12 protein-coding genes and 1 riboswitch are annotated in these 12,502 nt (G+C 45.3%); of the genes, 7 read left to right on the forward strand and 5 right to left on the reverse strand.

Annotated elements, in window-relative coordinates; translation table 11 throughout:
- Positions 1–101: 101 nt before the first annotated feature.
- Complete coding sequence (locus FGT79_RS09890) at positions 102–893, reverse strand: alpha/beta hydrolase family protein (protein ID WP_138752493.1); 792 nt, start codon at positions 891–893, stop codon at positions 102–104.
- Positions 894–1,098: 205 nt separating this feature from the next.
- Positions 1,099–1,851 (reverse strand): metallophosphoesterase, encoded by a 753-nt coding sequence (locus tag FGT79_RS09895; protein ID WP_171056153.1) that lies wholly within the window; start codon positions 1,849–1,851, stop codon positions 1,099–1,101.
- A 415-nt stretch (positions 1,852–2,266) separates the two neighbouring features.
- Here FGT79_RS09895 and FGT79_RS09900 point away from each other — a divergent pair, with 415 nt between their 5' ends.
- From FGT79_RS09900 to FGT79_RS09930, 7 genes are all read left to right on the forward strand, one after another.
- Positions 2,267–4,204 (forward strand): asparagine synthase-related protein, encoded by a 1,938-nt coding sequence (locus tag FGT79_RS09900; RefSeq protein ID WP_138752495.1) that lies wholly within the window; start codon positions 2,267–2,269, stop codon positions 4,202–4,204.
- A 15-nt stretch (positions 4,205–4,219) separates the two neighbouring features.
- A complete protein-coding gene (locus FGT79_RS09905; protein WP_138752496.1) occupies positions 4,220–4,357 on the forward strand; it encodes a paeninodin family lasso peptide in 138 nt (45 codons plus the stop codon).
- A 101-nt stretch (positions 4,358–4,458) separates the two neighbouring features.
- Positions 4,459–5,388 (forward strand): HPr kinase/phosphorylase, encoded by a 930-nt coding sequence (locus FGT79_RS09910; RefSeq protein ID WP_138752497.1) that lies wholly within the window; start codon positions 4,459–4,461, stop codon positions 5,386–5,388.
- A gap of 4 nt (positions 5,389–5,392) precedes the next feature.
- Positions 5,393–5,692 (forward strand): lasso peptide biosynthesis PqqD family chaperone, encoded by a 300-nt coding sequence (locus tag FGT79_RS09915; protein WP_138752498.1) that lies wholly within the window; start codon positions 5,393–5,395, stop codon positions 5,690–5,692.
- Positions 5,673–6,122, forward strand: coding sequence for a lasso peptide biosynthesis B2 protein (locus FGT79_RS09920; RefSeq protein WP_281285917.1), 450 nt, complete (start codon positions 5,673–5,675; stop codon positions 6,120–6,122). Before FGT79_RS09915 ends, FGT79_RS09920 begins: the two co-directional genes overlap by 20 nt.
- A gap of 67 nt (positions 6,123–6,189) precedes the next feature.
- Positions 6,190–7,986: an ABC transporter ATP-binding protein gene (locus FGT79_RS09925; RefSeq protein WP_138752499.1), complete on the forward strand. Its 1,797-nt coding sequence runs from the start codon at positions 6,190–6,192 to the stop codon at positions 7,984–7,986.
- Between the two features lie 216 nt (positions 7,987–8,202).
- A complete protein-coding gene (locus FGT79_RS09930) occupies positions 8,203–8,532 on the forward strand; it encodes a helix-turn-helix domain-containing protein (RefSeq protein WP_138752500.1) in 330 nt (109 codons plus the stop codon).
- 11 nt (positions 8,533–8,543) lie between these two features.
- Here the strand turns inward: FGT79_RS09930 and FGT79_RS09935 are convergent, their stop codons facing one another.
- The 3 genes from FGT79_RS09935 to FGT79_RS09945 form a co-directional block, all read right to left on the reverse strand.
- Positions 8,544–8,705 (reverse strand): protein sinI, encoded by a 162-nt coding sequence (locus tag FGT79_RS09935; RefSeq protein WP_138752501.1) that lies wholly within the window; start codon positions 8,703–8,705, stop codon positions 8,544–8,546.
- A gap of 16 nt (positions 8,706–8,721) precedes the next feature.
- Positions 8,722–8,805, reverse strand: a riboswitch (cyclic di-GMP riboswitch).
- A gap of 170 nt (positions 8,806–8,975) precedes the next feature.
- Positions 8,976–10,043 carry a UDP-glucose 4-epimerase GalE gene (gene galE / locus FGT79_RS09940; protein WP_138752502.1) on the reverse strand — a complete coding sequence of 356 codons (1,068 nt, stop codon included), beginning with the start codon at positions 10,041–10,043 and terminating at the stop codon, positions 8,976–8,978.
- Positions 10,044–10,157: 114 nt separating this feature from the next.
- Positions 10,158–12,464, reverse strand: a complete 2,307-nt coding sequence (locus FGT79_RS09945; RefSeq protein WP_138752503.1) for a right-handed parallel beta-helix repeat-containing protein — start codon at positions 12,462–12,464, stop codon at positions 10,158–10,160.
- Positions 12,465–12,502: the final 38 nt, after the last annotated feature.

Raw genomic sequence — 12,502 nt, forward strand, 5'->3', positions numbered from 1 at the left:
CGTACTAATCTCTTTTTTTCTTATAGGCTGGCATACGAAAGAGACGCCGTGCTGCCGCTCTTAAACGGCTGTTCGGGGTCTCTTGTTAACTTAAAGAGAAATTAATACACCTTCTCAAGAAAACTAAGTGTAGCATGGAGTGCTTCCTTCAGATAAAGCGTTGCTCCCTCATAAGGATGACGAACGCCGAACACATGGTCGGCTCCCTCAATTGAAACATAGGTTTGTTCTGGATTCGCTTCTTGTAGCTTCGCATTCTCGGCGAGTAGGCGCTCATGATCTATGCTTCCCTGCACAATGAGTACAGGCTGCTCCAATGAACCGAAATGGGCAAGCACATCAAACCGTTGTTGATTGGTCTCCGCATCCTCAGCCACCCGCTGCTGGAGCAGCGTAGCCTGCTGATCGGCAGCAGCGCCGGAAGGTGTCGAACCTCCATTCCAAACGACAACAGCTTGCACATCCTCTGGCTGCTCACCTGCTAGAATGAGGCCGCTGCTTCCTGCTCTGCTATGGCCTATTATTGCAATTCGACTGGCATCTGCAGCTTCGATAAGCGGCAGCAGTCCTTGCTTAATATGCTGAATAATGACATCCCAATCTACAAGTTCTTGCGTAACCGTACTAGCTTGAGCGATGAGCTCCTCGCTAATTCCAGCTTCCCTTGCTGTAATCCGTGAGAAATCGAAGCTGACAGCGTAGAACCCATTCTCTGCCAAGCCATTCGTCACCTCTGGCCAGAATGCCCAATCCTGAAAGCCGCGAAAGCCATGACCGACGATGGCGATCGGCCTCGCTACTCCTCCCTCAAGCGTCTTCACCCTGCCGCGTAAATAGAGGTGCTCGTTCAACTTAATCTCAAACGTCTGTGACACAATCGTTCTCTCTGCCATGTCAGCCACTCCTTCTATATACATAAAAAAAGAGGTGACCCTTGTGAAAAAGGACACCTCCGTTTGTACGGTCGCGTGAGTATATAAATAATAAAAATCCCTAAATCGGATAATCATAGTGATTTACTTGGTTATATCAGAATCTTAGCAACATCATGCAGCTTTGTCAATGCTAATCTTAAAGCTAATCCTAAAGCCAAATGCGTTACAGCTCATGAATTGTCAATTCACTTCTAACCATAAAGCGTGCATTGACCCCAGCCTGCCCTATTCCTTTGGATATATAGTAGGTTCCATTCTCGTCGTGATGAAGCCCTTTATATATCCCTTTCGCTGTGAGCGGCCCTTTGGGCTTAAAGGTGAAGAAGAAAGGCACATTCAGCTGTTTTCCATGTAAATGACCTGCCATTAAGTAGTTGTATGGACGCTTCATTCGAAGCACCACGTTTGGATCATGGGTGATAACGACGATGGGCTTCGAATCATCTACAAACTGAAACGCTTTATTGATTTTACTGTGTCCCGTTCCGTAATCATCAATCCCAACCAAATAGAAGCTTTCTTCTAATACAGCTTCATTCCGTAACAGCTTAATTCCGTAAGCATCGAATAATCGAAGCAGCTTCTGCAGGTGAGGCAGTTCATAATCATGATTTCCTAATACGGCATATATCGGTATGCCACTTCTCGCAAACGCTTCGAAATAGTGGGCTGCACGTGTCAAATATCGTTCCTTATACGTATAATCTCCTGTCAGAAATAGATAGTCAGGACGATTCTCCTCAATGACTTTGCTAATACGGCTGACAGGTATACGCAATCTATCAAAGTGAAGATCGCTTATTTGCAAAATCTTCTTATTTAAGCCAATCGGCTGTTTAATCCTCTCTAACTTTAACCATTGGGTCGGGAAAACAAATAATAAATACAGAATAACGACACCTGCGGGTATTAGCATATAGATCAGAACGATCTCCCCCCCCCCTTTTTTTCTCCGACATCTACGTCACCTTTACGCTCTAGTATATTAAACTAAATAACGAATCTCAACTGCTCTCAAGAGAGATGGCCAGCTGGCATAAGCGATCCTCGATCTATTAATCCCCTCTCTTTCTACAAAAAACACACTTTTCAAATTAACTTGTTGACAACGAATCAGCAGAGATGCTAATCTAATCACAAGTTCTTTATAAAGAACAAAAATAAGAGAAGCGCCCTGCTAAATATGCCAAACCAGATCATGCCCGCCCTTATGTATTCTCTTTATGAATAACATTTACTTCAACCACACATGGATGTTCTTTAATAAGAACCTTCTATTCATCAAATACAGTTTCAACTGATTTTTGCTTAATCAATGACTGGAGGAAACAATGAGCGCTATCGTCGGTATATGCCATCTCAATCATGAACCTATCGCTCCAGAGCTGGGTATTGCACTGCTTCAGCAATTGCAGAAATATCCCGCTGATCATATTGATGCATGGCACAACGAGCAAGTATTTCTAGGCTGCCATGCCCAATGGATTACTCCTGAATCCGTAGGAGAAAGCATGCCCTATCATGATCCCTCAAGCGGTCTTACCATTACCGCTGATGCCATTATAGACAATCGCTCAGAATTATTTGAGAAATTGCAAGTTCCTCCGGCTAACCGCAAAGAAATAACGGATAGCGCGTTAATTTTACTCTCTTATAAGAAGTGGGGCAATGATGCTCCTAAGCACTTAATCGGTGATTTCGCATTTGTCATATGGGATGAGCATAATCGCTCCTTGTTTGGAGCCAGAGACTTCTCGGGTAGCCGCACCTTGTATTACGCCCGAACGAAAGAGTTGTTCGCATTTTCCACTCTTATAAAGCCGCTGTTATCCATTCCGGGCTTAAACAAACAGTTGAATGAGCAATGGATGTCCGAATTTCTAGCGATTCCGATTACGACAGAGGCTGTAGATCTCTTTACGACTGTATATAAGCATATTGGCCAGATCCCGCCTTCACATACGATTACGGTTTGTAATGGCGAGCTGAAGTTCTCGCGCTATTCGACATTTACCTATCATACTAAACTAAAACTGAAATCCAACGAGGACTATGAGGAAGCTTTCCGTGACGTTTTCCAATCAGCAGTTTCATCACGGCTTCGCACACACCGCCCAGTTGGTGCGAATCTAAGCGGCGGGCTCGATTCAGGATCCGTCGTAAGCTTTGCAGCCAAGGCGCTGCGTGAGCAAAACAAGCGATTGCATACGTTCAGCTATGTGCCCCTCGAGGATTTCCATGATTGGACGCCCAAGAGCCGTATTGCAAATGAACGCCACAATATTCAATCGACAGTCGATCACGTTGGCAATATTCATGAGCAATATTTGAACTTTCCCGATCAGAACTCATTTACAGAAATTGATGAATGGCTTGAGATTATGGAAACACCTTATAAGTTTTATGAAAACTCGTATTGGGTCAAAGGTATTTATCAGCAAGCAAATGCCCTTAACCTTGGCGTCTTGCTCACTGGGAGCCGCGGCAACTGGACCATTTCTTGGGGACCAGCCCTCGATTACCAAGCAAGCCTGCTGCGAAAGCTGAAGTGGGTACAGCTTGCCAAGGAGTCCAGACTTTATAGCAAAGAGCTTGGCATCAAGCAATCGCGGATTTGGCCAATTCTGGGCAAAAAAGCTTTCCCCGCAATGGCGAAGCTGATGTCTCGGAATAGCGAACCTGAGTTACCCGACCTAATCAATCCGGAATTCGCTCGCAAAACGAATGTCTATGAGCGGCTGCAGCAGCATGGCTATGATTTCTGGGGCAACCCCTTCCAAGATGTGTACGAGGTAAGGAAGAAGCAATTCGAAATGCTCTATTATTGGAACATTACAGGTACTGTCGGCTGCAAGCAATCGCTGAAGTATGCCGTTTGGGAACGTGATGCTACGAATGATCTGCGTGTCATCCGATTTTGTCTGTCAGTACCTGAGGAGCAGTTCGTACAGAACGGCTTCGATCGCTCTCTCATTCGGCGCTCTACCAAAAACTATTTGCCAGAAGACATCAGACTTAATCAGAAGGTACGCGGTATACAAGGCGCCGATGGACTACATCGGATGCTTCCTTCTTGGGACGTTCTGATTGATGAATTGAGACAAGTGGTAAGCGACCCTCTCGTATCCAACTACCTCAATATCGTAGAGCTTAAAAAGGCGCTGCTTGCCATTGAGAAAAATCCGCGTCCTGAACAGGTTTTCGAGACTGACTTTCGAATATTGATGCGCAGTCTCATTTTTCGCCGCTTTATTAAAAAACATGCTTGAAGGGAGGTGATTTCTATGCAAAATCAAGTAAAAAAATCGTGGCAACAACCTGCTTTGGAAGTGCTTAATGTCAATATGACTATGGCTGGACCAGGGCTGAAAACTCCCGATGCCGTTCAACCCGATCCAACTGAAATTATCAACTTCAGCTAGCTCCAAGTCCATACGTTTCCCATACTTAGCATTCAGGTGCCTATATCTTTCCTTGTAGGCACCTGCCCCCCAATATCGCATCATGATCCGGAGTGATACCCTTGATTAATACGATAAACATGAACAGCTACTTTTCCTTTGGTTTCCGAATCGACAGCTATCTACCACTGCCTGAGCTCCCGCCGCTTACTCAGCCTCATACAAGCGCCGAGAATACTGTCCACATAACGCGGATGGATCTTACGCTGCAATGGAGCTCCGTGGTCTCAGACAATGAATACTTCGCAGTTGAAAATAATCAAGTGCTCATTCGGGTTCCTGACACCGCCATATTCCTTATAAGCAATGGCGATAGCATTACCGTCTCTCCGTTTGAGGGCTTTAATGAAGATAAAATAAGATTGTACCTATTGGGCACCTGTATGGGCGTTATTTTGTTGCAGAAAAGAATTCTCCCGCTGCATGGAAGCGCAATTGCGATTCATGGCAAAGCCTACGCCATTCTGGGCGAGTCCGGAGCCGGCAAATCAACGCTTGCCTCCACGCTGCTTCGTCAAGGCTTTCATCTATTAAGCGATGATCTCATACCGCTAACACTTAATGAGAATAACGTTCCGATTGTATCACCTTCCTATCCACAGCAAAAAATGTGGCAGGAAACGATCGACCACCTCGGCATGAGCTCTGCTCGCCTCCAGCCATTGTTTGATCGGGAAACCAAATTCACGGTTCCAGTGACGGCACAATTCTGCAGCCAGCCCTTGCCGCTATGCGGAATATTCGAGCTTGTGAAGACGGAAGGAGACACCTTGATTAAGCCTATTCAAGGGCTAATCAGATTCCAAACGCTGCTCCGGCATACGTTCCGAAATTTCTTATTAGAGCATCTGCAATTGCGGAGCTGGCATTTCACGACTCTCTCGCGATTTGTGAGTCAGATCGATATGCACCAGCTGCAAAGATCCTCTTCGCACTTTAGCGCACATGAGCTTGCCGACTTATTAGTAAACACCTTACAGAAGGAGGAATAATGAAATGCTTCATACTGAAACGATCCAATTATCAGATCTTATTATGTCATGCGAGCAAAACATCGTAAGCGATATGGGCGGTGAGAAGGTCATGCTCAGCATACGCAACGGCAACTATTACAATCTAGGGACAACTGGCGGACGAATTTGGGATCTTCTGTCTGAGAATATATCGGCGCAGCAAATCGTTGAGCAGCTATTATCTGAATATGATGTTGATCAGAGGGAATGTGAGCAGCAGGTTATTTCGTTTTTGGAGCAAATGAGGAAAGAAGGTCTCGTGCTTGTTGCTGAAAAAACTTAAGCTCATAGCCGTGCTAGACAAGCGCACCTTCCTCTTGTTTGGTGAGTCTTATCTCTACTTGGCATGGGCACGCCTGCTTATGCTTCGGCCATTCTCAAAAATCGCACCGTTGCTTGGAGCTAAAACGGAAGAAACGACCCTCCACGCCGGGAAAGAGGATCTGCGCGAGTTGAAGCGTATCTCTCAAGCGGTGAGCATCGTGAGCCGCTATACGTTCTGGGACAGCAAATGCCTTGTAAAGGCGATCGCCGGCTCAAAAATGCTAGAGAGAAGAAAGCTAGACAGTACGCTTTATCTAGGTACAGCTAAAGATGAAGAGGGCAAATTAATTGCACATGCCTGGCTGCGCAGCGGTCCTTTATTTATAACAGGTGCCGATGTTATGGAGCAATTCATTATCGTCCAAAAATTCGCTAAAAAAGCAAGCTGAGCCTTCTCCTCGCAATCAGATGGAGTAAGCGTTGCTTGCTATCTGCAGTTCCCGAAAGGAGAAGAAAATGAATTCTATCTTATATTTCATGAAGCGATTGCATCGTTTCTCGGGGGCAGCACTATCCATTAACCTTCTCGGAATGACCGTCTCCAGCTTTCTCGAAAGTATCGGCATCCTCCTATTAATTCCTATGCTGAGCCTGATCGGCATCATCAACCTCGACGTTCAGAACAGCTATTTCTCCAGCCTGTCTACTTATATGCAGAAGCTCTCCCCCACGCTGTCCTTATCCATTATTCTTGGAGTCTATATCACGATCGTGCTCATCCAGAATCGCATTCAACAAAAGGTAACGATTCGGAACGCCGAAATCCAACAACGTTATAGTCGCCATCTACGCCAGGAAACGTACCGAACGCTTCTGCAATCCAACTGGTCCTTTTTCATAAAAAAAAGATCATCGGATCTTATTAATCTGCTGACGATTGAACTCGCTCGTGTGCTCGGCGCCATCCATCTATTCCTGCAGTTGATTACCGCGCTTATCTTCACCGTGATTCAAATTGGAATCGCCTTCTGGTTGTCTCCAGTACTCACGCTGTTCGTGCTCGGCTGCGGTATTGTACTAGGCGTCTGCTCCAGAAAATTCATTAAGCAGGCTAAGCAGCTTGGGAATCAGACCTCACAATTGTCACAGAGCTATCTTGCTGGCATAACCGATCAACTAAATGGAATGAAGGATATCAAAAGCAACACGCTTGAAGCTTCTCGCTTACGCTGGCTGTCCGCTTTGACGAGGGGAATGATGGAGGAGCAGGTCGCCTATGTTCGGCTAAGAATGAACTCGCAGCTCGTCTATAAATTAACTTCCGCGGTGCTCATTTCATGCTTTATACTCATTTCATTCAAGCTATTCCAGTCACAAAGCATACAGTTGCTGACGATTACGGTTATATTCGCTCGATTATGGCCGCGCTTCACCAGCATCCAATCCACGTTGGAGCAGCTTTCATCGATGGTACCTGCTTGCAAAGCACTTATTCAACTTCAGAATGAATGCCGAGCTTCAGATGAGCAGCTCGATCTAAATATGGAAACAACCGCCGCCTTGCGCATTGATCATGGAATTGAATGCCGCAATGTCAGCTTCCGATACAACCAAGATGAGTATGCCTGCACGCTGCATAACATAAACCTGTTCATTCCCTCTAACCAGATGACCGCCATAGCTGGTCCTTCTGGAGCGGGAAAAAGCACGCTGATCGATCTTATAATGGGCTTAATACAGCCTGAAGCTGGCCACATCTTAGTTGACGGCTTTCCTCTCGCCAGCCATCAGCTCGCTTCTTACCGCCATTCAATCAGCTACGTAGCGCAAGACCCATTCTTGTTCAATGCGAGCATAAGAGAAAATTTTTATATGGTCAAACCTGACGCGTCCGACACTGAAATGTGGGAGGCGCTGCAATTCGCATCCTCTGCCGACTTTGTTCATAAGCTGCCTGAAGGACTTGATACGGTTATCGGGGATCGCGGAATACGGCTATCTGGAGGCGAGCGTCAACGCATTGTCATTGCCCGTGCGATTATACGAAAACCGTCTATCCTTATTCTAGATGAAGCAACGAGTGCGCTGGATACGGACAATGAAAGAAAGATTCAAGAGGCGATCGAACGTTTGAAGGGGAAGATGACAATAATTGTCGTTGCTCATCGGTTGTCAACCATTAGGCAAGCTGATCAGGTTATCGTATTGAATCAAGGAGCGGTAGTCGAGCAAGGGGAATTTCACCAGCTAGCAGCTGATTCGAATAGCCTGTTCGGAAGTCTGCTGCACAACCAGTCCGTGGCAAGTGCATAGTCATGCAGCCTATTACAATGATAGCTATATAAAAAAGGCTTACCGCTGGAGGTAAGCCCTATTGCTTATTGTACGAGAATTTTAAATAATATGATCGAATTAGAATGATAATCTCCACTATCATACCGATGTGGCGGCTAAAAAGCTTTCGCATTCCTTAATAATTCGTTATAATTAGTTCTAGTTTACAACGATGCATTGACGGAGGAGTTTGTTATGATCGGAGAACGCATAAAAGCACTGCGAAAGAGAAATGGCCTATCCTTAACTGAGCTTTCACAAAGAGCCGGTGTTGCGAAATCCTATCTAAGCTCCATTGAACGCGGCCTGCAACAAAACCCTTCCATCCAATTTCTCGAGAAAGTAGGAGTGGTGCTGAAGGTTCCCGTTGAAGAGTTTTTAAACAATGACCATTCCGAACACCAATCAGAGATCCTTGATCTTGAATGGGCCGATCTCGTAAGAGAAGCGATGGCCTCAGGCGTAAGTAAAGATCAATTCAAGGAATTTCTGGAGTTCAATAAATGGAAGATTAAACGCGAATAATCAGGCTTTGTCTATACAGCGGCTTCTTGAATATCGTCCTTACTGCTTTCCTTTAGGACGAGAAGCGCCTTCTGAACATCTTCCTTGCTGTAGCCTAATTGACGAGCCTTCATAATAAGTCTCGTCCATTCCATATCCAGGTCTTGATTATGATCTGATTTCACAAGTGCCATCTTCACATATCCCCCATTCGAATTGGGGCGGTTGCACCACTGACTCCATGCGTTTAAGGTGCCCAGATACTAAACGCATTTCAACGTCTCCCTATGCTTTTCATTCACTTATAGTAGTATTATAGATCACCATATTTGCGTATGCTGTCGCTTCATGTCCGCCAAAAATGAGAAATACTTACAAGTTTTGTCGAATGGTATTAGGGAATATTTAATGAAAATCTACTCGTGAAAACGCCGAATATAGTCAGACTTTTTTTATACGGTTTATTATTGTGCTGCACTTATGTATTCCGCTGTTTCCTTTATCGTCCCCGCAGCCGTGTCTAAACCGTAACCGTCAGGATTCATATGCTGCCAGCGCCAAGAGTCTGCACACATCTCTTCAATGCCCATCGTTGCTTTCCACCCAAGGACCACGTTCGCTTTCACCGTATCTGCATAACATACAGCTATGTCGCCAGGTCTGCGTGAAATGAGCGCATAAGGAATATTTCTGCCGGATACTTTCTTGAATGCTGCAATCATCTCCAGTACACTATATCCCCGTCCCGTACCAAGGTTGAACACATCTACGCCTGTTTTGCTCATCACCTGCTCCAGCGCCTTCAAATGTCCTCTTGCAAGGTCTACGACATGAATATAATCTCTAACTCCCGTCCCATCGATTGTTGGATAATCATTGCCGAATACGTTAACCTGCTCCCGTATTCCAACGGCCACCTGCGCAATGTAAGGCAGTAGATTATTCGGTATACCACTTGGATTCTCACCGATCCTACCACTTTTATGAGCACCGATTGGATTGAAATAGCGTAGAATAGATATGCCCCAATGCTCGCTCGACGCAGCCAAGTCCTGAAGAATTTGCTCAAGCATCAGCTTCGTCCATCCATAGGGATTAGTTGCTCCAAGCGGGAAATGCTCTGAAATCGGCACCTGATCCGGAAGACCGTATACCGTCGCTGAAGAACTGAATACAAGCTTATGTACCTCATGCTTTCTCATAACCTCGCATAGTACAAGCGTGCTTGTCAGATTCGTATAATAATAAGAGAGAGGCAATCGGACAGATTCTCCCACCGCTTTAAGACCTGCGAAATGAATAACGGCTTCAATATCATGTTTGGTGAATACGTCATCAAGCCGATTCCTATCCAGCAAATCCAGTTCATAGAATGATAATTCCTTATTCGTAATTTCAGCAACTCGATCCAAAGAGATTCTGCTGCTGTTGCACAAATTATCTACAACGACTACCTCATATCCCGCTTCCAATAGTTCCACACAAGTATGGCTCCCAATGTAGCCTGCCCCGCCTGTTACCAGAATGGCCATTTCATCAGCCCCTCTCTTATCCTTTTTTACATCATTATTTTCTTTATTAAGAACATTATAACAAATAATATCCCTGCAGCGTATAAAAACTCCAGGGATATTCGTATCCAGCTATCATGAAACGCCTAAATCCGTATTATCTATCAGCCTTATATAAGGTGCTGTTCCCGTTACCGTTACTCCCTTAAATACAGACTTTGCAACCGTAACCGATTGATTCTGTCGCAACCAGTTGAAATTCAATTTACTGCTCTCGAAATAAGATTGAGCGATGACTGCTTTATTCGTATTATCTGCTTTGCCAACTGCCCCATTCAAGAAGGTCGTTCCCGTTACGGTTACATTCCCATCGACGACCAGTCCAAGACTTTGAAATAATCCGTTGCGCAGCGTAATTTGCCGCTTGTATTTCACATCGTTAGAGCCTAGCTGGATGTCAGTGCTCCCAAGTGCAGGCGTCTTTGCTCTTAGAAACTCACTGTTACTAATGTGACTGCCTTCAAAGCGGGCTGACCCTTCAATTAAAGTGAGTCCGTCAATTATATTGGGACGACCAGCATAATCGGGAGGAACCAATAACGCCAAATCATAATTTTTGATCGTGACGTTTCTAATCACTGCTCCAGCAGCTAATACATTAAAGTTAGGCGTTAACGCGTTATCCTTGCGCCACTCCCGTTCAACCGTGATGTTCGATAAATAACATCTGCCATATTGATACCGCGCGACATGAAAACCCGCTTCACCCGCATCCTTAATGATGACCGGAGCCCCGCCCAGCGATTCTGAAACCTGGAAGCCTAACGAGGTTACGTTTACGGTATAATACAATTTATCCACACTAATGCCAGTAGGCACTTTTCCCACCCACTGCTCGAAGGCAACCTGCGCGCCGTTACCCATGTTATGAGCCGTTTTAAACGTAAATACGCCCTTCGAAACATCGACCGCTGGAGATCCGAAGTATCCATATACGCTGGAGCCATGTACAGCTCCATTCATAATTTTGCAATTCTGGACAACGGCTCCCCTTACATCAAGTAATCTCAAATTCCCGTTCTGAATGACTGCACCGTTCACGAACTGATCTCCTTGAACCCACAGCTCACATCCAATAAACGTATTGTTAATAAATTTAACATAAGGAAATATAGAATTTGAGCTTACTCCGCCGACGTTCCCGCCTTCGAATGTGTTGTTCGTAACTGTAACATCCGTTCCATCCGAATTGACGAAATGTCCCCGAACATTGCTGTACACATAATTATCCGTTATTCGAATTCGGTAGTTCAGCTCAAGCCCATTCGGACGATCAGGCGATTTAATTGGAATATTCGTTTCACCGTACATGGATTCAATGTCAATCCCGAACATAGGCGGAGTGCCGTTGCGGAAGTTTGTTGTTACTCCGTCATCATCAAAGCCGATATGATGAATCCTATTTCTAAATACATGCGTGTCGCTGGAAGCGCAAAGCGATATGCCTTGTCTTCTACAATGATGGATATGACAATCATGAATCAGAACATGCTGCCCCATTTGCTCTTGTGTGTAGGCTGCGGGATCAAGTTGGTATTTCTCCCATCCCGTCATAATGCCATCGCCTACACAATCCGAAATTTCGATATGGCTAATCTCAATATGATTGGACCCAAACGATCCAATGCCATAGCCGCCCTCATGCGTATAATAAGAAGAATCGACTTTGGCCGCAATTTCGGAAATTTTACCATCCGTGAGCGGCGAGGTTAATGGTATCGCAAATACCATTTTGTTGTTCCGGCTGACATCCTTATCCTCGTTAAGGAACCAGCCTCTCCCCGCAGAGCTCGTCGGCGCAAACACGCCGTTGGTGCGGAAGCCTACTAAGGTTGCTTTGGAGACCGTATCCTTATATTGATAGAAAGAATAGGATACAGCATTAACGCCGGCTATACTCCACAGTCTGAAGCTCGCCAGCAGGCCTGGGTTTGCATATCGATCAATCACTTCGCTGCGAATCCAGTTGGGATCATTATTTAATGTCCCGTCCGCATTCACTCCTCCCCTGACAAACTTTACATAAATCTCATATACATGCTTTTTTTTGTCCCCAATAAGCTTCCCGCCCGATACTTTGGCATCGTTAACCGCTGTCATATCAATGATAGAATAATTGGGGGATGAATTGGGCTCAAGAACAATTTCACAGCCTTGCTCCAATTCCAAATGAATGCCGCTTTGCATTTTAATAGCAATAAGCATACTAGGATCTAGCTTCACGCTATAGATTCCGCTCGGAAGCACCACATGAGAATACCCCTCCTGCTTGGCCCACACAATTGCATCATTAATCCCTTTGGTCGTTTCTGCTGCATTCCGTCCCGTATTGCTAACTTTAAACCGGTCAAGTTCTAAGCGGTAAGTCGTATGCTGAGTCATAGCCCTCACCTTCCTTTTACCGCTATCGTATGTAGCTT

This window comes from Paenibacillus sinopodophylli, assembly GCF_005930355.1.
GTDB lineage: Bacteria > Bacillota > Bacilli > Paenibacillales > Paenibacillaceae > Pristimantibacillus > Pristimantibacillus sinopodophylli.